The following is a 19,013-nucleotide window of genomic DNA, read 5'->3' as shown; positions in this document are numbered from 1 at the left end:
TGGCCGGCCTGGAGGTCGGCCTCCCTGACACTGAGTTTGAAGAGGGTTGAGCACGTTGGAGCAGTACGTCTCGTGGCTGTCACTGGCAGCGATCGCCTTGGTCTTCTGGCTGCTGATCGTGCGTCCCGCGTCGCGCCGGCAGAAGGCGATCGCCGGGCTGCAGTCCCAGCTGAAGCCCGGTGACCGGGTGCTGCTGAGCTCTGGCATCTTCGCCACCCTCAGTGCCGTGCAGGACGACCGGGTCTCGGCGGAGATCGCTCCCGGCGTCGTCGTCTCGGTGGCTCGTGGTGCGGTGGCAGCGGTCGAGTCGACCAGCGCCGACACCGGCACCAGCGCCGACACCGGCACTGAGCCGACCACCCCCGAGGTGTGAGCGCCGTGGAGACCCCGGAGATCCTGCGCGCCCGTAGCGCCCTGGACAAGCTGGTCGTCGACGTCCAGGACTTCCCCACGCCGGGCGTGGTCTTCAAGGACATCACCCCGGTGCTGGCCGACCACGCCGCCTTCCAGGCGGTCGTGACCGCCCTGGCGCAGGCCGGACGGGACGCGGACGGCCGGCCGGTCGTCGACAAGGTCGTGGGCATGGAGGCCCGGGGGTTCATCCTCGCCGCCCCCGTCGCGCTCGCCCTGGGCGCGGGGTTCGTGCCGGTGCGCAAGGCGGGCAAGCTGCCCCGCGGGGCGCACGCCGAGTCCTTCGCCCTGGAGTACGGCGAGGCCACCCTGGAGCTGCACCACGACGCCGTGGCGCCAGGTGACCGGGTGCTGCTGGTCGACGACGTGCTGGCCACCGGGGGCACGGCGGCCGCCACCCGCCGGTTGGTGGAGACCTGCGGTGGCACCGTGACCGGGTTGGCGGTGCTCATGGAGATCGGCTTCCTGGAGGGACGGGGCCTGGTCAGCGACCTTCCCTGCACCGCCCTGCTGACCATCTGAGCCGTGACTAGACTGGTGCGATGACCGAGGAAAGCGCCCAGGCCCCCGAGCAGGAGCGCGCCTCGGAGGTCCCGGTATCGGCGCGCTCGATGCGGGCCCGCCTGGCTCGGATCGGCACCCGCACCAGCCAGCCCGGCAACCCGGTGCTGGAGCCGCTGTTCCGTGCGGTGCGCGCCAACCACCCCAAGGCGGACCTGGCGCTGCTGGAGCGGGCCTACCTGGTGGCCGAGCAGAAGCACGGCAGCCAGATGCGCAAGAGCGGTGATCCCTACATCACCCACCCGCTGGCGGTCGCCACGATCCTGGCCGACATCGGCATGACCGAGCCGACCCTGGTCGCGGCCCTGCTGCACGACACGGTCGAGGACACGCCGTACACGCTGGACGAGCTGCGCGCCGAGTTCGGTGACGAGGTCGCGGTGCTTGTCGACGGGGTCACCAAGCTCGACAAGGTCAAGTACGGCGACGCCGCGCAGGCCGAGACGATCCGCAAGATGATCGTGGCGATGGCTCGCGACATCCGCGTGCTGGTCATCAAGCTCGCCGACCGGCTGCACAACATGCGCACCCTGCGCTACGTCCCGCAGGCCAGCCAGGAGCGCACCGCCCGCGAGACCCTGGACATCTACGCGCCGCTGGCCCACCGGCTGGGCATGAACACCCTCAAGTGGGAGCTGGAGGACCTGGCGTTCGCCACCCTGCACCCCAAGATCTACGACGAGATCGTGCGGATGGTCGCCGAGCGGGCGCCGTCCCGCGACCAGTTCCTGGCCCAGGTCATCGACCAGGTCAAGGACGACCTGAAGGACTCGCGGATCAAGGCCAAGGTCAGCGGCCGGCCCAAGCACTACTACTCGATCTACCAGAAGATGATCGTGGGTGGCCGGGAGTTCTCCGACATCTACGACCTGGTGGGCATCCGCGTCCTGGTGGAGGAGGACCGCGAGTGCTACTCCGTCCTCGGGGTGCTGCACTCGCGCTGGAACCCGGTGCTGGGGCGGTTCAAGGACTACGTGGCGATGCCGAAGTTCAACATGTACCAGTCGCTGCACACCACCGTGATCGGCCCGGCCGGCAAGCCGGTGGAGGTGCAGATCCGCACCTTCGCGATGCACCGCCGCGCGGAGTACGGCGTCGCGGCCCACTGGAAGTACAAGGAGGACACCCGCAACGGGGTGGACACCGACCGCGCCGGCGACATGGACGACATGGCCTGGCTGCGTCAGCTCATGGACTGGCAGAGCGACGTCGAGGATCCGGGCGAGTTCCTGGAGTCGCTGCGCTTCGAGATGAACCGCGCGGAGGTCTACGTCTTCACCCCGCGCGGGGACGTGATCGCCCTGCCCGCGGCGGCCACCCCGGTCGACTTCGCCTACGCGGTGCACACCGAGGTCGGCCACCGCACGATCGGGGCCCGGGTCAACGGACGCCTGGTGCCGCTGGAGTCCACGTTGGACAACGGCGACGTGGTCGAGGTCTTCACCTCCAAGGCCGCCACCGCCGGACCGTCGCTGGACTGGCTCAACTTCGTCAAGTCACCGCGGGCCCGCTCCAAGATCCGGCAGTGGTTCACCAAGGAGCGGCGCGAGGAGGCCATCGAGCGGGGCAAGGACCAGATCGCCCGCCTGATGCGCAAGGAGGGCCTGCCGCTGAAGCGGCTGCTCTCGCACGAGTCCCTGACCCTGGCCGCGGTCCACTACCGGCTCCAGGACGTCTCCGCCCTGTACGCCGCCGTGGGGGAGGGCAACCTCTCCGCGCAGGCCGTCGTGCGCAAGGTGATCGACCTGCACGGAGGCGACGACGGGGCCGCCGAGGACCTCGCCGAGGGCGTCACGATCACCGGGCGCCGCAGCCGGGCCAAGACGCCCACCTCCGGCGACAGCGGGGTCGTCGTGGAGGGCAGCGGCGACGTGTTGGTCAAGCTCGCCAAGTGCTGCACGCCGGTGCCGCCGGACCCGATCCTGGGCTTCGTGACCAAGGGCGGCGGAGTCTCGGTCCACCGCCGCGACTGCACCAACGCCACCAGCCTGCAGAGCCAGGCCGAGCGCCTGGTCGGGGTGGAGTGGGCGCCGACGGGCCAGTCCACGTTCCTGGTCAACATCCAGGTCGAGGCGCTGGACCGGGCGCGCCTGCTCTCCGACATCACGATGGCGCTGTCGGACACGCACGTGAACATCCTCAGCGCCACCCTGCAGACCACCCGGGACCGGGTCTCCAAGAGCCGGTTCACGTTCGAGATGGCCGATTCCACGCACCTGGACAGCGTGCTGCGTGCGGTCCGAGGCGTGCCGGGCGTCTTCGACGCCTACCGGGTCACCCAGTAGGGACCCGGCAGGCGTCGCCGGTCACGACGCGCTGAGAGGCCTCAGCCGGAGAACTCCTCGGCGGCCTTGCGAGCCATCTCCAGGAAGGCGCGACGACCCTCGAGGTTCTCCTCCAGGTCGCGAACGGCCTTGTCGTCGCCGGCGCTGCGGGCCTTCTCCAGCCGGCCCTCGATCTCGGCGATCGCAGCCTCCAGCTTGCCGACGAGGTCGTCGGCCCGCGCGGACTTCTCCGGGTCGCTGCGGCGCCACTGCGCCTCCTCGACGCCACGGATGGCCTGCTCGACGGCCCGCATCCGGCCCTCGAGCTCCTTGATCCGGTCCCGCGGCACCTTGCCAGCGGCGTCCCAGCGGTCGGCCAGGTCACGGAACGCAGCCTTGACCGCGTCGAGGTCGGCGGACTCGAGGTCGGCCACCAGGGCCTCCGCCTCGACCAGCAGTGCCTCCTTGACCTCCGCGTTGGCGGCGAACTCCTGGTCCAGCGCCGCGTTCGCGGAGTCGCGGTTGCCGAAGAACGTGTCCTGGGCGCCCCGGAACCTCTTCCACAGCTTCTCCTCGACCTCGCGAGGCGCGGGACCGGCGGCCTTCCAGTCACGCATCAGGTCCCGGAAACGCCCCGAGGCCGGACCCCAGTCGGTGGACTCGGCGAGCGCCTCGGCCTCCTTGGCCAGGCGCTCCTTGATGGTCTTGGCGGCGTCGCGCTTCTCGTGCTGCTCGGCGAAGTGGCTCTTGCGGTGACGGGTGTAGGTGGTGCGGGCGGTGGAGAACCTGCGCCACAGGACGTCGTCGGCGCCCTTCTCCAGGCGAGGCAGGGCCTTCCACTCCTCCAGCAGGTCGCGCAGGCGGTTGGCGCCGTTGCGCCAGTCGTTGCCCTCGGCCAGCCGCTCGGCCTCCGCGACGATCTTCTCCTTGCGGTCCTTGGACTCCGAGACGCGCTGGGCCCGCTCCGCCTTGCGGGCCTCGCGCTGGATGGCGATCACCGGTCCGAGGGCGTCCAGCTTGCCCGCCAGGCCGTCCAGGTCACCCACGGCGTTGGCCTCGCTCACCTGCTGCCGCACCGTCTTGACGGCGGCCGCGGCCTCCTCGGGGAGACCTTGCCCGCGGCGATGCGCTGGGCCAGCAGCCCGACCTCGAACTCCAGCGCGGCGAAGCGCTCGGTGAAGAACGCCAGGGCCTCTTCGGGCGTGCCCGCTGGGTACTGTCCCACCGCCCTCTCGCCGGCCGTGGTCTTCACATAGACGGTGCCGTCCTCGGCCACCCGGCCCCACTCCGACTGCTTCTGCGCGCTCATGGTCGCCCATGCTAGTCAATCGCCGCGCGGGCCTCGGTAGGCTGACTCACCTGCCCACAAAAACCCAGTCGTGAATCGAGCGTCCATCACCGTGTTCATCGCCGGATTCCCCGCAGGTCCCTGGGGAACCAACTGCTACGTCGTGTCCACCGGTCCGGGCAACGAGTGCCTGGTCATCGACCCGGGCAAGGACTCCGCCGCCGGGGTGGACCAGGTGGTGCGGGAGAACAAGCTCAAGCCGGTCGCGGTGCTGGTCACCCACGGGCACATCGACCACATGTGGTGCGTGGCCCCCGTCGCCGGCACCTACGACGCGACCGCCTGGGTGCATCCCAGCGACCGGCACCTGCTCACCGACCCGATGGCCGGCATGTCGCGCGAGTCGACGCAGATGCTGCTCGGCGGGTCGTACGAGTGGGCCGAGCCCGAGGACGTCCGCGAGCTGAGCGACCTGCAGGAGCTCGAGGTGGCCGGACTGCGGTTCACCGTCGACCACACGCCGGGCCACACCCAGGGATCCGTCACCTTCCGCACGCCGTACGGCGAGGCGGGGGGCCAGCGCGACATCTCCGAGGTGATGTTCTCCGGGGACCTGCTGTTCGCCGGCTCCATCGGGCGCACCGACCTCCCGGGGGGCGACCACGCCACGATGCTGCGCAGCCTGACCGACAAGGTGCTCCCGCTCGCCGACGACATCGTGGTCCTGCCCGGTCACGGCGAGCAGACGTCCATCGGCCGCGAGCGCGCGACCAACCCCTATCTGCGCGAGCTGCTCGAGGGCGGCTCCGCAGGCCGAGTGACCCGAGGTCTCTAGCCATGTCCAAGCCACGCCCGCTGAGCGGGTTCCCCGAGCTGCTGCCGGCTCAGCGCAGCGTCGAGGTCGAGGTGGTATCCACCCTGGCGCGCACCTTCGAGCTGCACGGGTTCGCCGGCATCGAGACGCGTGCCGTCGAGCCGATGGACCAGCTGCTGCGCAAGGGCGACACCTCCAAGGAGGTCTACGTCCTGCGCCGCCTGCAGGAGGAGGCTGGGGGACGGGACTCCGGCATCGGCCTGCACTTCGACCTCACCGTGCCCTTCGCCCGCTACGTGCTGGAGAACTCCGGCAAGCTCGAGTTCCCGTTCCGGCGCTACCAGATCCAGAAGGTGTGGCGGGGCGAGCGACCCCAGGACGGCCGCTTCCGGGAGTTCACCCAGGCCGACATCGACATCGTGGGCGCCGGCGAGCTGCCGTTCCACCACGACGTCGAGATCACCCGGGTGATGGTGGAGGCGCTGAAGGGGCTCTCGTTCCTGCCCGGCTTCCGCCTCCAGGTCAACAACCGCAAGCTGCTCCAGGGCTTCTACGCCGGCCTGGGCGTGAGCGACGTCGACGAGGTGATGCGGCTGGTCGACAAGCTCGACAAGCTGCCCGAGCAGGCGGTGCGGGACCTCCTGGTCACCGAGCACCAGCTGCTGGACGCCGAACGTGCCGACAAGGTCCTCGCCCTGGCCCGGATCTGCACGCCCGACGACTCCTTCGCCGAGCAGGTGCGTGCCCTCGGGGTGGAGCACCCGCTGCTGGAGGAGGGCATCGGCGAGCTCGGCGCCCTGATGAGGGGCTGCGCCGACCTGGTCACCGACACCGTGCGCCTCGAGGCGGACCTCAAGATCGCCCGGGGCCTGGACTACTACACCGGGACCGTGTTCGAGACCCGCCTGGACGGCTACGAGTCGTTGGGCTCGATCTGCTCCGGTGGACGCTACGACGCCCTCGCCGCCGACGGCCGTACGACGTACCCCGGGGTGGGCATCTCCCTCGGCGTGAGCCGGGTGCTGGTGCCGCTGCTCAACAAGGGCCTGCTCACCGCCGACCGCAGCGTGCCCAGCGCGGTCCTGGTGGCGCTCGTGGACGAGGAGTCCCGCAGCGCCTCCGACGCGGTGGCCACGGCGCTGCGCCGCAGCGGCGTGCCGTGCGAGGTCGCCGCCACCGCGAGCAAGTTCGGCAAGCAGATCCGCTACGCCGAGCGCCGCGGCATCCCCTGGGTCTGGTTCCCCGGCGATCCGGAGCACACCGTGAAGGACATCCGCACCGGCGACCAGCACACCGCCGACCCGAACACCTGGACGCCGCCCGCCGAGGACCTGCGACCGCAGGTCCGGGTCGTCGGCCCCAGCACCCAGACAGACACCGCACGCAACCCCAAGGAGACCACCTCGTGATCCGCACCCATGACGCCGGAGCGCTCCGCTCCGAGCACGTCGGCCAGACCGTCACCCTCGCCGGGTGGGTGGCACGTCGTCGCGACCACGGTGGGGTGGCCTTCCTGGATCTGCGCGACGCCAGCGGCATCGTCCAGGTGGTCATCCGCGACGAGGCCGTGGCCCACAGCCTGCGCAACGAGTTCTGCCTCAAGATCACCGGTGAGGTCAGCGCGCGCCCCGAGGGCAACACCAACGACGCGATCCCCACCGGCGAGGTCGAGGTCATCGCCTCCGACGTCGAGGTGCTCAGCACCTCCGCGCCGCTGCCGTTCCCCATCGACGACCACGTCGACGTGGGGGAGGAGATCCGGCTCAAGCACCGCTACCTGGACCTGCGCCGCAGCGGTCCGGCCGCCGCCATCCGGCTGCGCAGCCGGATCAACAAGGCCGCCCGCGACGTGCTGGACCGCCGCGACTTCGTCGAGGTCGAGACCCCGACCCTGACCCGGTCCACCCCGGAGGGTGCCCGCGACTTCGTGGTGCCGGCGCGACTGCGTCCCGGCAGCTGGTACGCCCTGCCGCAGAGCCCCCAGCTGTTCAAGCAGCTGCTGATGGTGGGCGGGCTGGAGCGGTACTACCAGATCGCCCGCTGCTACCGCGACGAGGACTTCCGCGCCGACCGGCAGCCCGAGTTCACCCAGCTCGACATCGAGATGAGCTTCGTGGACCAGGAGGACGTCATCTCGCTGATGGAGGACGTGCTCTCCGAGATGTGGGCGCTGGTCGGGCACGAGATCCCGCGCCCCATCCCTCGGCTGACCTACGCCGAGGCGATGCGCCGCTTCGGCTCCGACAAGCCGGACCTGCGGATGGGCCTGGAGCTGGTGGAGTGCACCGAGTTCTTCGCCGAGACGCCGTTCCGGGTCTTCCAGGCGCCCTACGTGGGTGCCGTGGTGATGCCGGGCGGGGCCAGCCAGCCCCGCAAACAGCTCGACGCCTGGCAGGAGTGGGCCAAGCAGCGTGGCGCCAAGGGCCTGGCCTACGTGCTCGTCGGCGAGGACGGCACCCTCGGCGGCCCGGTCGCCAAGAACCTGTCGGCGACCGAGCTGGAGGGGCTGGCCGCCCACGTGGGCGCCAACCCCGGCGACTGCGTCTTCTTCGCTGCCGGCGAGGCCAAGCCGAGCCGGGCGCTGCTGGGAGCCGCCCGCCTGGAGATCGGCCGCCGCGGCGGACTGATCGACGAGTCCGCCTTCGCGTTCACCTGGGTGGTCGACGCGCCGCTGTTCGAGCCGGCCTCCGACGCGGTCGCCAGCGGCGACGTCGCGGTGGGTGCCGGGGCCTGGACCGCGGTGCACCACGCCTTCACCAGCCCGAAGCCGGAGTTCCTCGACTCCTTCGAGCAGGCGCCCGGCGAGGCGCTGGCCTACGCCTACGACATCGTGTGCAACGGCAACGAGCTCGGCGGCGGGTCCATCCGTATCCACCGCGAGGACGTGCAGAAGCGGGTCTTCGCGGTGATGGGGATCGACGAGGCCGAGGCGGAGGAGAAGTTCGGCTTCCTGCTCGAGGCGCTGAAGTACGGCGCCCCGCCGCACGGCGGCATCGCGGTCGGCATGGACCGGATCGCCGCGATCCTCTCGGGCAGCGACTCCATCCGCGACGTGATCGCCTTCCCCAAGTCCGGCGGCGGCTACGACCCGCTGACCGAGGCCCCGGCGCCGATCACCCCCGAGCAGCGCAAGGAGGCCGGCGTCGACGCCAAGCCGGCCGCGAAGCCGACAGCTGAGGACACCGCGGGGGAGCGCTGAGGTGGCCCGCCCGTGCCCTGGGCCTAGGCTGGGACGGTGACTGACGTGGAGGGACTCTTCGACACCCCGAGTCCCTCCGCCGGGTCGCTGGGGGTCAACACCCACTCCTCGGCGCCGCTCGCGGTGCGGATGCGTCCGCGCACCCTGGACGAGCTGGTCGGGCAGCCGCAGCTGCGCGCCGAGGGCTCGCCGCTGCGCCGACTGGTCGAGGGCGACCAGTCGATGTCGCTGCTGCTGTGGGGCCCCCCGGGGACGGGCAAGACGACGATCGCCGCCATCGTCAGCAACCAGACAGACCGTCGCTTCGTCGAGGTCTCCGCGGTGTCCGCCGGCGTCAAGGAGGTCCGGGCGGCGATCGACGCGGCCCGCTCGGAGCTGTCCCGGGGCGGGCGCGAGACGGTGCTCTTCGTCGACGAGGTGCACCGGTTCTCCAAGGCCCAGCAGGACGCGCTGCTGCCGGGGGTGGAGAACCGCTGGGTCACCCTGGTGGCCGCCACCACGGAGAACCCCTTCTTCTCGGTGATCTCGCCGCTGCTCTCGCGCAGCCTGCTGCTGCGGCTCACCTCGCTGACCGACGACGACGTCCGTGAGGTGATCACCTCCGCGCTGGAGGACGAGCGCGGTCTGGCGGGACGGTTCACCCTCGACGAGGATGCCCGGGACCACCTGGTCCGGCTGGCCGGCGGGGACGCCCGACGGGCGCTGACCTACCTCGAGGCTGCCGCGGGCGCGGCCAGCTCGGTAGGTGGCGAGGACGCCCACGTCATCACCCTCGCCCTGGCCGAGACGGCGGTGGACCAGGCAGCGGTGCGCTACGACCGTCAGGGGGACCAGCACTACGACGTGACGAGCGCCTTCATCAAGTCGGTCCGGGGCTCCGACGCGGACGCGGCCCTGCACTACCTGGCCCGGATGGTGGAGGCGGGGGAGGACCCCCGCTTCATCGCCCGCCGCCTGGTGATCCTGGCCAGCGAGGACATCGGCCTGGCCGACCCGACCGCGCTGACCACCGCAGTGGCGGCCGCGCAGGCGGTGCAGCTGATCGGGATGCCCGAGGCGCGGCTCAACCTCGCCCAGGCCACCATCGCGCTGGCGCTCGCCCCGAAGTCCAACGCGGTGATCTCGGCCATCGACCGCGCCAGCGCCGACGTGCGCGCCGGCAAGATCGGCCCGGTGCCGCCGCACCTGCGCGACGCCCACTACGGCGGCGCCAAGAAGCTCGGGCACGGCGTCACCTACAAGTACGCCCACGACGAGCCGTTCGGCATCGCCCAGCAGCAGTACGCACCCGACGTGGTCGCGGACGCCGAGTACTACCGACCCACCGCCCTGGGGGCCGAGGCAACCCTGAAGGAACGCTGGGAGCGGGTCCGGCGGCTCGTCCGGGGCCAGTCGAGGGGCAGGTAGGGTTCCCCTCTGTGAGCGAACCGATGGTCCCTGCGGTGATCGGCGCTGCGGCCCTGGTCGTCTGCGCGCTGGTCCTGACGCTGGTGCGCCTGCGGACCAGCACCCGCACGGCGCTCGCTGCCGCGCTCCGCGAGCAGCAGGAGCTGCGCGCCAGGCTGGAGCTGCTGGAGCGCTCGGACCCGGCCGCGCCGACCGGCGAGCAGCCTCGCGAGTTCGTGATCACCGAGGTCGGGGGCGCTCCCGGGCCCCCGAGCCCGCACCGGTCCCGACCCGGATCGAGGGACGGCTCTTCGCCGACATCGTGCTGCGCGAGGGCGTGGTCAAGGTGGCCTCCTTGGCCCACGGCGTACGCCGGGCGCTGGCACCGGAGCAGCGCAACCGGATCCGGTTCGAGGTGCGCCGCGAGACCCGGCGCGCCGGGCGACGCCGCAAGGCCGACGTCAAGGAGGCCCTGCGTCAGTACTACGCGCGCGAGCCGGGAGACGTGGCATGAGCCGGAGCCTGTGGTTCGTGGCCGGCGCGGGGGCCGGGGCCTACGCCGTCACCCGGGTCCGTCGCGCCGCCGAGAGCCTGAGCGTCGACGGCCTCCGGGACCGGATGCGCGGAGTGGGAGCCGGTGCCCGGCTGTTCCGCGAGGAGGTCCGTGCCGGCCAGCAGGAGCGCGAGACGCAGCTGCGCGAGCGCTTCGGCCTGGTGCCCGACTCCACGCCACAGCTCACCGCGTCCGCCCCCGGGACGCCACCCAGCCTGCACCTTCCGCCCGACCACACGAAAGACACTGACTGATGGACACCGCCGAGATCCGCCGCCGCTTCCTCGCGCACTTCGAGGCCGGGTCCTCCTACGGCCCGCACACCGCGGTGCCGTCGGCGTCGCTGCTGCTGGACGACCCCAACCTGCTCTTCGTCAACGCTGGCATGGTGCCCTTCAAGCCGTACTTCCTGGGCCAGGAGACGCCGCCGTACTCCCGCGCGACCAGCATCCAGAAGTGCGTGCGCACCCCGGACATCGAGGACGTCGGCAAGACCACCCGGCACGGGACGTTCTTCGAGATGTGCGGCAACTTCTCCTTCGGCGACTACTTCAAGGAGGGCGCCATCTCCCTGGCCTGGGAGCTGGTCACCAAGAGCCAGGCCGACGGCGGGTTCGGCCTGGAGGAGAGCCGCCTGTGGCCCTCGATCCTGCAGGGCGACGACGAGGCGCTCGCGCTGTGGATGAAGGTCACCGGCCTGCCCGAGGAGCGCATCGTCAAGCTGGGGCGCAAGGAGAACTACTGGTCGATGGGCGTCCCCGGTCCCGGTGGTCCGTGCTCGGAGATCCTCTACGACCGCGGCCCGGCCTACGGCCCCGACGGTGAGTTCGGCACCACCACCCGCACCGAGATGCCCACCAAGCTCGAGGACCGCTACCTGGAGATCTGGAACCTGGTCTTCATGCAGGACGAGCTGAGCGCCGTGCGGTCCAAGGAGGACTTCGACGTCGCCGGCAGCCTGCCCAAGCGCAACATCGACACCGGCATGGGCCTGGAGCGTGTCGCCTTCCTGCTCCAGGGCAAGGAGAACATGTACGAGATCGACGTCATGTTCCCGGTGATCCAGCGGGCCGAGGAGCTCACCGGTCGCCGCTACGGGGCGGACCCGGTCGACGACGTGCGGTTCCGGGTGGTGGCAGACCACATCCGCAGCTCGATGATGCTGATCGGTGACGGGGTCACCGCCGGCAACGAGGCCCGGGGCTACGTGCTGCGCCGGCTGCTGCGGCGCGCGGTGCGCTCCATGCGACTGCTGGGCTACGAGGACCCCGCACTGCCCGAGCTGTTCCCGGTCAGCCGGGACAAGATGGGCGAGACCTACGCCGACCTGCACTCGGACTGGCAGCGGATCTCCCGGGTGGCCTTCGCCGAGGAGGAGGCCTTCCGCAAGACCCTCCAGGCGGGCACCCAGATCTTTGACCTGGCCGCGCACGAGGTCAAGACCAGCGGCGCCGCGGTGCTCCCCGGCGACCAGGCCTTCGCACTGCACGACACCTACGGGTTCCCCATCGACCTCACCCTGGAGATGGCCGCCGAGCAGGGGCTGGCGGTCGACGAGGCCGGCTTCCGTGGCCTGATGGCCGAGCAGCGGGAGCGGGCCAAGGCGGATGCTCGCGCCAAGAAGGGCCAGCACGCCGACACCTCGGCCTACCGCGCCATCCTCGACGAGCACGGACCGACACAGTGGTTGGCCTACGAGCGGCTGGAGACCGAGTCCGCGCCACTGGCCCTGCTGCGTGAGGGACGCGCCGTGGACCGGCTCGAGGCCGGCGAGGTGGGCGAGATCGTCCTGGACCGCACCCCGTTCTACGCCGAGTCCGGGGGCCAGGCGGCCGACGCCGGGCGGATCGAGTACGCCGGCGGCGTGCTGGAGGTTCTCGACGTGCAGCGCCCGGTGCGCGGGCTGGTGGTGCACCAGGTGCGGGTGCTCGAGGGCGAAGTGGACGCAGCGACCAAGGTGCTGCACGCCCAGGTGGACCCGCAGTGGCGCCTGGGCGCGCGGCAGGCGCACTCCGGGACCCACGTGGTGCACGCCGCGCTGCGCGAGGTGCTCGGCCCCTCGGCGCTGCAGTCCGGCTCCTACAACCGTCCCGGCTATCTCCGTCTCGACTTCGGCTGGGGCTCCGGCCTCTCGCCCGAGCAGGTGCGCGACATCGAGACCGTCTCCAACCAGGCCCTGCGCCAGGACCTCGCGGTCGCGGCGCAGTACATGACCTTGGCCGAGGCCAAGGAGTGGGGCGCCATTGCGCTCTTCGGCGAGACCTACGACGCCGAGCTGGTCCGCGTCGTGGAGATCGGCGGACCGTGGTCCCGCGAGCTGTGCGGCGGCACCCACGTCGACCACTCCTCCCAGATCGGCACCCTGGTGGTGACCGGGGAGTCCTCGGTCGGGTCGGGCAACCGGCGGATCGAGGCGTTCACCGGGATCGAGGGCTTCGCCTACCTGGCGCGCGAGCGTGACGTGGTGCAGCAGCTCACCGGGGTGCTCAAGACCCAGCCCGACGACCTGGTGTCGCGGGTCCAGGACATGGTGGAGCGGCTCCGCAGCACCGAGAAGGAGCTGGACAAGGTCCGCCTGGGCCAGCTGCTCGCCGGCGGTACGGCGATCGCGGAGGGCGCTACCGACGTGTCCGGCGTGGCGGTGGTCGCCCAGGCGCTGCCCGGTGCCGGTTCCGGCGACGTGCGCACCCTGGCCACCGACGTCCGCGGCCGGCTTGACCCGGCCCGGGCCGGTGTCGTGGTGCTGATCGGCGTCGACGGCGGCAAGGTCTCGGTCGTGGCGGCGACCAACGAGGCCGCGCGGGCCCAGGGCCTCTCGGCCAACGACCTGGTCCGCGCCGTCGGCCCCCTGGTGGGCGGCAAGGGCGGCGGCAAGCCCGACCTCGCCCAGGGCGGCGGCACCGACGCCTCCGGTGTGGACGCGGCCGTCGCCGCAGTCCCGGGCGCCGTGGCCAGCGCCCTGGCTGGCCGCTGACGTGCGGCACGGCGTACGGCTCGGCATCGACCCCGGTGACGCGCGCATCGGGGTGGCACGCAGCGACCCGTCAGGGTTCCTGGCCACCCCGGTGGAGACCGTGCCCCGCGGACGCGGAGACCTGCGCCGGATCGCCCGGATCGTGGCTGAGGAGGAGGCCGTCGAGATCGTCGTCGGCCTGCCGCGCTCGCTGTCCGGTGCGGAGGGACCGGCGGCTGCGAAGGCCCGGGAGTTCGCGGCCGGCCTGGCGCGCAAGGTCGCCCCGGTGGTCGTGAGACTCTGCGACGAGCGCTTGACCACGGTCACGGCAGAGGCGATGCTCCGTGACCGGGGGCGCAAGGGCAGCAACCGACGAGCGGTGGTCGACCAGGCCGCAGCCGTCGTCATCCTGCAACACGCGCTGGACACGGAGCGAAGCTCCGGTATCGCGCCCGGAGAGATCGTCGAGGTCAACGATGCATGAGGACGAGAGCCCCGTCCTGCCCCCCCAGGACGAGGCCCCGCGATCGGTGGGCGGAGCGCGCAAGAAACGCCGTGGCCCGGCCGGGTGCCTGGCCGTGCTCCTCGCCCTTGCGGTGCTGGCGGGCGGCTTCTACGTGGCGGTCACCAAGGGCGTGGATTTCGTCTCCGACCAGTTCGGCTCCGTGGAGGACTATCCCGGTCCGGGCACCGGCACGGTGACCTTCCAGGTCGAGCAGGGCGACACGGTGGCCGCGATGGGCCGCGGCCTGAAGAAGGAGAAGGTCGTCGCCTCGGTGCAGGCCTTCATCGACGCCGCCTCCGCGGACCCGAACTCCAGCACCATCCAGGCGGGCACCTACGAGCTCGCCAAGGAGATGCGCGCCGTCGACGCGCTCGACATCCTGATGGACCCCGCCAACCAGGTCCGCAACACGGTGACGATCCCCGAGGGCCTGCGCGTCGTCGACATCGTGGACATCCTGGTGGAGAAGACCAAGTTCAACCGGGGGCGCTACGAGAAGGCTCTCGCGGACACCGCGGCGCTGGGGCTCCCCGACTACGCCGAGGGAAACCCGGAGGGCTACCTGTTCCCCGCGACGTACGAGCTGGGCCCCAAGGACAAGCCCGCCGACATCCTCGCCGCGATGGTGGCCAGGTGGCGGCAGGCGGCCGACGAGGCCGGCCTGGAGAGCAGGGCTGCGGCGCTGGGCCGGACCCCGGCCGAGCTGATGGTCATCGCCTCCCTGGTCGAGGCCGAGGGGCGCGGAGACGACATGGCCAAGGTGGCGCGGGTGATCTACAACCGCCTCGACGGTCCTGGCGACAAGGGCGGCACCAACGGCCTGCTGCAGATCGACGCCGCCAACGCCTACGGAATCGGCAAGTCCGGGACCACCGCACTCAGCGCGGACGAGCTCGCAGTGGACACGCCCTACAACACCCGGCTCTACCCGGGGCTGCCGCCGACGCCCATCGAGGCGCCCGGCGACGACGCCATCAAGGCCGCAGCGAACCCCGCGGACGGGCCCTGGTACTACTACGTCACCGTCGACCTGGCGACCGGGGAGACCAAGTTCGCGGAGGACTACAGCGAGTTCCTGGAGTTCAAGGCCGAGTACCAGGCCTACTGCGAGACCTCGGACGCCTGCTGAGCATGGCCGAGCCCACCCGTCGGTGCGGGGTCCTCGGCGACCCCATCGAGCACTCGCTCTCTCCGGTGCTGCACCGGGCGGGGTACGCCGCGGTGGGGCTGGACTGGACCTACGACGCCCACCGGGTGCCCGCCGGCGGGCTCCCCGAGTTCCTGGCCGGCCTTGACCCCACCTGGCGCGGCCTGTCGCTGACCATGCCGCTCAAGCGCGAGGCGATGACGCTGGTCGACGACGTGACGCCGCACGCCACGGTGAGCGGCGCGGTGAACACGCTGGTGCTCGACGATGGGCTGCACGGTCACAACACCGACCTCCCGGGGCGGTCGCCGCGATCGGCGAACGCACCGACCGACCCCTGGGTGCGGCGGTGGTGCTCGGGGGCGGAGCCACCGCCACCTCGGTAGGGCTGGCGCTGTGCGAGCTGGGCGTCACCTCGTTCACGCTGCTCGTGCGCTCAGCGGACCGCGCCGCGGAGACCCGAGCCGCCCTGGCAGCCCACCCGTCGCGGCCCGAGGTGCGGGTCGAGTCCCTGGTCGAGTCCCTGGCGGAGCCGGCGCTGGGAGCCGCCGACATCGTGGTCTCCACCATCCCGGCCGTGGCCCAGGGCGCGGCCCTGGTCTCGGCGCTCGCCGCGGCCCCGTGCCTGTTCGACGTCCTCTACGACCCGTGGCCCACACCGCTGGCGGCCGCGGCCGAGGGCGTGGTCGTCTCCGGTCTAGACCTGCTCGTCCACCAGGCTGCGCTGCAGTTCACCCTGTTCACCGGGCTTCCGGCGCCGCTCGCGGTGATGCGTGCGGCGGGGGAGAGGGCGCTCAGCGAGCGTGGCGCTCGGTGATCGGTTCCGCTGTCCTGGGTGCCCTGGCCGCCGGAGCGGGCGGCCTGCTGATGCCACTCGTGGTGCGCCGGGTACCGGAGCCTGCCCCGGATCCGACGCCGCTCGAGGACCCGACGCCGCTCGAGGACCCGACGCCGCTCGAGGTTGCGACGACGGGCGAGGGCGCGACGCCGACCGAGGTGCTTGCGACCGCCGACGAGGCTGCGCCGGTCGCGGAGGCTGCGCCGAAGGCGCTCTACGTCGACATCGCTGCCGGCCGGGGGATCCGCGTCGGCGTCCCGGTGGCCTCGGTGGCCGCCGGCGCCCTGGTCGGCGCCGTGCTCGGCTGGGACTGGTCCCTGCTGCTGTGGCTGCCGTTGACGCCGGTGCTGATCGCCCTCGCCGTGGTGGACTGGCGCACCCGGCTCCTGCCCACCTGGGTGATCCGTCGTACGTACTGGGTCCTGGGGGTGCTCGCGGTGGCCGCCGGCGTGCTCTCCGGGGACCTCGACGCCCTGCTGCGCGCCGGGCTCGGTGGCCTCGTCGCCCTGGCCTGCTTCTTCGTGCTGTGGTTCATCCATCCCCGCGGCCTGGGGTTCGGCGACGTGCGCCTGTCGGGAGTCCTCGGCATCGCCCTGGGCTATCTCGGCTGGGGCGAGCTGGTCGCGGGCCTCTACTCGGCCTTCCTGGTGGGCGGGATCGGGGGTGCACTGCTGGCGCTGCTGCGCCTGGCGGACCGCAAGGGCGTGCCCTTCGGTCCGTTCCTGGTGATCGGGGCGTTCCTGGGCGTCCTGGTCGGTCCCTGGACCTGGTCCCATCTCGCCGGGGGCGGAGCGTGAGCGAGACCGCGCAGGTGGCGTGAAAGACTGCGCCCATGCTGCGTTGGCTCACTGCGGGCGAGTCCCACGGTCCCTCTCTGGTCGCGATCCTCGAAGGTATGCCCGCCCGCGTGCGGGTCACTACCGAGGACATCGCCGACTCCCTTGCCCGTCGTCGTCTCGGCTATGGCCGGGGCGCCCGGATGAAGTTCGAGGCTGACGCGGTGCGCGTGCTCGGCGGCGTCCGGCACGGTGAGACGCTCGGCGGCCCGGTGGCCATCGAGGTGGGCAACAGCGAGTGGCCCAAGTGGGAGAAGGTGATGTCCGCGGACCCCGTGGACCCCGCCGAGCTCGACGTGCTCGCCCGCAACGCCGCCCTGACCCGGCCCCGCCCGGGCCACGCCGACCTCGTGGGCATGCAGAAGTACGACTTCGACGAGTCCCGGCCGATCCTGGAGCGCGCCTCGGCGCGCGAGACCGCGGCCCGGGTGGCCCTGGGCCGAGTGGCGATGAACTTCCTGCGCCAGGCCGTCGACGTGGAGGTCCTCTCCCACGTCGTCGAGCTCGGCGGTGTGGCCGCCCCGGCGGGCTCGATCCCGCAGCCTTCAGACCTGGCGCGCCTGGACGAGGACCCGGTCCGCTGCCTGGACCCCGACGCCTCGGTCGCCATGGTCTCCGCCATCGACCAAGCGCACAAGGACGGGGACACCCTCGGCGGCGTCGTCGAGGTCGTCGTTCACGGGCTGCCGCCGGGCCTGGGCTCGCACGTGCACTGGGACCGTCGCCTGGACGCCAGGCTCGCCGGCGCCCTGATGGGGATCCAGGCCATCAAGGGGGTCGAGGTGGGCGACGGGTTCGACCTGGCCGCCACGCCGGGCTCCTTGGCCCACGACGAGATCGTGCAGACCCCCGAGGGCCTGCGCCGCACCTCGGGACGCTCCGGCGGCACCGAGGGTGGCATGTCCACCGGCGAGATCCTCCGGGTGCGGGCCGCGATGAAGCCGATCGCCACCGTGCCGCGCGCGCTGCGCACCGTGGACGTGCGCACCGGCGAGGCGGCCGTGGCCCACCACCAGCGCTCCGACGTGTGCGCCGTGCCGGCCGCCGGCATCGTGGCCGAGGCGATGGTGGCGCTGGTGCTGGCCGACGCGGTGCTGGAGAAGTTCGGCGGCGACTCGGTGCGCGAGACCCGGCGCAACGCCGAGAGCTACCTCGACACCCTGAGGTTCAGATGAGCCAGGCGCCGTTCTCCGGCCCCCGCGTGGTCCTGGTGGGCCCGATGGGAGCCGGCAAGTCGACGGTGGCTGAGCTGCTGGCCCAGCACTGGGAGGTCGACGTGCGCGACACCGACCGGGACATCGAGGCGGCCGAGGGACGCAGCATCTCCGACATCTTCGTGGAGTCGGGGGAGGAGCACTTCCGTGCCCTGGAGGTCTCCGCGGTCGCCGACGCGCTGGCCAGCCACACCGGAGTGCTGGCGCTGGGTGGCGGCGCGGTCCTGGACCCCCGCACCCGTGAGGCCCTGGCCGGTCACCGCGTCGCCTACCTGCGGGTGGGACTGACCGAGACCGTGAAGCGGGTGGGCCTCGGCACCGGGCGCCCGCTGCTGCTGGGCAACGTGCGCTCACGCATCAAGGCGCTCCTCGACGAGCGCACCCCCATCTACGAGTCGGTCGCCACGGTGAGCGTCGACACCGACGACAAGAGCGCCGACGACGTCGCCGCCGAGATCCGAGAGGCCCTGTCGTGACCACCGCTGACCAGCCCACCGGCCGCCCCACCTCCGCCGAGGACACCGTGCTGCACGTCGGCGGGGCGTCGCCGTACGACGTGGTGGTCGGCCACGGTCTGGCCTCGCGGCTGCCCGGGATCCTCGGCGACTCCGTGCAGCGCGTCGCCCTGCTGTACGCCGGCGAGCTCGGCGCCCTCGCCCAGCCCGTGGCCGACGCGCTCGCCCCGCACTACGACGTGCTCGCCCTGGGTCTCCCGGACGGTGAGCAGACCAAGACCGCGGCGGTGGCCGCCGACTGCTGGGAGGCGCTCGGCGAGGCCGGGTTCACCCGGTCCGACGCCGTGGTCACCCTCGGTGGCGGAGCGACCACCGACCTGGGCGGGTTCGTGGCCGCCACCTGGCTGCGCGGCGTCCGGGTGGTGCACGTGCCCACCACCGTGCTGGGCATGGTGGACGCGGCGGTGGGCGGGAAGACCGGCATCAACACCGGCGCCGGCAAGAACCTGGTCGGCTCCTTCCACGAGCCCGCCGGGGTGCTGTGCGACCTGGAGCTGCTCACCACGCTGCCCCGCGCCGAGCTGGTCTC

At 72.0% G+C, this 19,013-nt stretch carries 19 protein-coding genes and 1 pseudogene; 18 read left to right on the top strand and 2 right to left on the bottom strand.

Translation table 11 applies throughout. The features are described from left to right. Positions 1-55 precede the first annotated feature (55 nt). The 3 genes from yajC (at position 56) to C0R66_RS10250 (ending at position 3,257) form a co-directional block, all read left to right on the top strand. On the top strand, positions 56-373 hold the full coding sequence (gene yajC, locus C0R66_RS10260; RefSeq protein ID WP_240311690.1) for a preprotein translocase subunit YajC: 318 nt from the start codon (positions 56-58) through the stop codon (positions 371-373). A 20-nt stretch (positions 374-393) separates the two neighbouring features. After that, the gene (locus tag C0R66_RS10255; RefSeq protein ID WP_199286923.1) at positions 394-933 is read left to right on the top strand and encodes an adenine phosphoribosyltransferase; all 540 of its coding nucleotides are present in this window, start codon (positions 394-396) and stop codon (positions 931-933) included. A gap of 89 nt (positions 934-1,022) precedes the next feature. Next, the gene (locus tag C0R66_RS10250) at positions 1,023-3,257 is read left to right on the top strand and encodes a RelA/SpoT family protein (protein ID WP_101526183.1); all 2,235 of its coding nucleotides are present in this window, start codon (positions 1,023-1,025) and stop codon (positions 3,255-3,257) included. A gap of 41 nt (positions 3,258-3,298) precedes the next feature. Here C0R66_RS10250 and C0R66_RS10245 read toward each other — a convergent pair whose 3' ends face one another. Further along, the gene (locus tag C0R66_RS10245; RefSeq protein WP_338418186.1) at positions 3,299-4,300 is read right to left on the bottom strand and encodes a DUF349 domain-containing protein; all 1,002 of its coding nucleotides are present in this window, start codon (positions 4,298-4,300) and stop codon (positions 3,299-3,301) included. Continuing rightward, complete coding sequence (locus tag C0R66_RS20135) at positions 4,297-4,545, bottom strand: hypothetical protein (protein ID WP_338418185.1); 249 nt, start codon at positions 4,543-4,545, stop codon at positions 4,297-4,299. Before C0R66_RS20135 ends, C0R66_RS10245 begins: the two co-directional genes overlap by 4 nt. A 70-nt stretch (positions 4,546-4,615) precedes the next feature. Between C0R66_RS20135 and C0R66_RS10240 the strand changes: the two genes are divergently transcribed. The 15 genes and pseudogenes from C0R66_RS10240 to C0R66_RS19970 form a co-directional block, all read left to right on the top strand. Beyond that, positions 4,616-5,359, top strand: a complete 744-nt coding sequence (locus C0R66_RS10240; protein WP_420818782.1) for an MBL fold metallo-hydrolase — start codon at positions 4,616-4,618, stop codon at positions 5,357-5,359. Positions 5,360-5,361: 2 nt separating this feature from the next. After that, positions 5,362-6,747: a histidine--tRNA ligase gene (gene hisS / locus C0R66_RS10235; RefSeq protein WP_101524607.1), complete on the top strand. Its 1,386-nt coding sequence runs from the start codon at positions 5,362-5,364 to the stop codon at positions 6,745-6,747. After that, positions 6,744-8,537 (top strand): aspartate--tRNA ligase, encoded by a 1,794-nt coding sequence (aspS, locus tag C0R66_RS10230; RefSeq protein ID WP_101524606.1) that lies wholly within the window; start codon positions 6,744-6,746, stop codon positions 8,535-8,537. Before hisS ends, aspS begins: the two co-directional genes overlap by 4 nt. A 36-nt stretch (positions 8,538-8,573) precedes the next feature. Then, positions 8,574-9,944: a replication-associated recombination protein A gene (locus tag C0R66_RS10225; protein ID WP_422385593.1), complete on the top strand. Its 1,371-nt coding sequence runs from the start codon at positions 8,574-8,576 to the stop codon at positions 9,942-9,944. A 301-nt stretch (positions 9,945-10,245) separates the two neighbouring features. After that, entirely contained in the window at positions 10,246-10,437 is a 192-nt protein-coding gene (locus C0R66_RS10220; RefSeq protein ID WP_101524605.1) for a hypothetical protein, read from the top strand. Further along, the gene (locus C0R66_RS10215; protein ID WP_101524604.1) at positions 10,434-10,730 is read left to right on the top strand and encodes a DUF6167 family protein; all 297 of its coding nucleotides are present in this window, start codon (positions 10,434-10,436) and stop codon (positions 10,728-10,730) included. Before C0R66_RS10220 ends, C0R66_RS10215 begins: the two co-directional genes overlap by 4 nt. Beyond that, positions 10,730-13,450, top strand: a complete 2,721-nt coding sequence (gene alaS, locus C0R66_RS10210; RefSeq protein WP_101524603.1) for an alanine--tRNA ligase — start codon at positions 10,730-10,732, stop codon at positions 13,448-13,450. The genes C0R66_RS10215 and alaS overlap by 1 nt, the downstream gene beginning before the upstream one ends. Position 13,451: 1 nt before the next feature. Then, positions 13,452-13,913 (top strand): Holliday junction resolvase RuvX, encoded by a 462-nt coding sequence (ruvX, locus tag C0R66_RS10205; RefSeq protein WP_101526181.1) that lies wholly within the window; start codon positions 13,452-13,454, stop codon positions 13,911-13,913. Next, positions 13,906-15,063, top strand: a complete 1,158-nt coding sequence (mltG, locus tag C0R66_RS10200; RefSeq protein ID WP_101524602.1) for an endolytic transglycosylase MltG — start codon at positions 13,906-13,908, stop codon at positions 15,061-15,063. Before ruvX ends, mltG begins: the two co-directional genes overlap by 8 nt. Positions 15,064-15,065: 2 nt before the next feature. Then, positions 15,066-15,467: a shikimate dehydrogenase family protein gene (locus tag C0R66_RS19485; protein ID WP_241901411.1), complete on the top strand. Its 402-nt coding sequence runs from the start codon at positions 15,066-15,068 to the stop codon at positions 15,465-15,467. After that, positions 15,431-15,898, top strand: coding sequence for a hypothetical protein (locus C0R66_RS19480; RefSeq protein WP_241901410.1), 468 nt, complete (start codon positions 15,431-15,433; stop codon positions 15,896-15,898). The genes C0R66_RS19485 and C0R66_RS19480 overlap by 37 nt, the downstream gene beginning before the upstream one ends. After that, entirely contained in the window at positions 15,895-16,716 is an 822-nt protein-coding gene (locus C0R66_RS10190; protein WP_101524601.1) for a prepilin peptidase, read from the top strand. Before C0R66_RS19480 ends, C0R66_RS10190 begins: the two co-directional genes overlap by 4 nt. Before the next feature lie 35 nt (positions 16,717-16,751). Next, the gene (gene aroC, locus C0R66_RS10185) at positions 16,752-17,930 is read left to right on the top strand and encodes a chorismate synthase (RefSeq protein WP_101524600.1); all 1,179 of its coding nucleotides are present in this window, start codon (positions 16,752-16,754) and stop codon (positions 17,928-17,930) included. Then, on the top strand, positions 17,927-18,445 hold the full coding sequence (locus C0R66_RS10180; RefSeq protein WP_240311692.1) for a shikimate kinase: 519 nt from the start codon (positions 17,927-17,929) through the stop codon (positions 18,443-18,445). Before aroC ends, C0R66_RS10180 begins: the two co-directional genes overlap by 4 nt. Continuing rightward, positions 18,442-18,948 (top strand): annotated as a pseudogene (locus C0R66_RS19970) (3-dehydroquinate synthase); the annotation flags it as partial. The gene C0R66_RS10180 and the pseudogene C0R66_RS19970, both read left to right, overlap by 4 nt. Positions 18,949-19,013 lie beyond the last annotated feature (65 nt).

Origin of the sequence: Nocardioides houyundeii (genome assembly GCF_002865585.1) — a bacterium.
Taxonomy (GTDB): domain Bacteria; phylum Actinomycetota; class Actinomycetes; order Propionibacteriales; family Nocardioidaceae; genus Nocardioides; species Nocardioides houyundeii.
This window is presented reverse-complemented; position numbering and strand designations above follow the sequence as displayed.

Bases quoted from the DNA above. Each gene is read 5' to 3' on its own strand.
- C0R66_RS19485 (WP_241901411.1), top strand. From the start codon at position 15,066: ATGGCCGAGCCCACCCGTCGGTGCGGGGTCCTCGGCGACCCCATCGAG.
- hisS (WP_101524607.1), top strand. From the start codon at position 5,362: ATGTCCAAGCCACGCCCGCTGAGCGGGTTCCCCGAGCTGCTGCCGGCT.
- C0R66_RS20135 (WP_338418185.1), bottom strand. From the start codon at position 4,545: ATGAGCGCGCAGAAGCAGTCGGAGTGGGGCCGGGTGGCCGAGGACGGC.
- C0R66_RS10215 (WP_101524604.1), top strand. From the start codon at position 10,434: ATGAGCCGGAGCCTGTGGTTCGTGGCCGGCGCGGGGGCCGGGGCCTAC.
- aroC (WP_101524600.1), top strand. From the start codon at position 16,752: ATGCTGCGTTGGCTCACTGCGGGCGAGTCCCACGGTCCCTCTCTGGTC.
- alaS (WP_101524603.1), top strand. From the start codon at position 10,730: ATGGACACCGCCGAGATCCGCCGCCGCTTCCTCGCGCACTTCGAGGCC.
- C0R66_RS10180 (WP_240311692.1), top strand. From the start codon at position 17,927: ATGAGCCAGGCGCCGTTCTCCGGCCCCCGCGTGGTCCTGGTGGGCCCG.
- mltG (WP_101524602.1), top strand. From the start codon at position 13,906: ATGCATGAGGACGAGAGCCCCGTCCTGCCCCCCCAGGACGAGGCCCCG.
- C0R66_RS10250 (WP_101526183.1), top strand. From the start codon at position 1,023: ATGCGGGCCCGCCTGGCTCGGATCGGCACCCGCACCAGCCAGCCCGGC.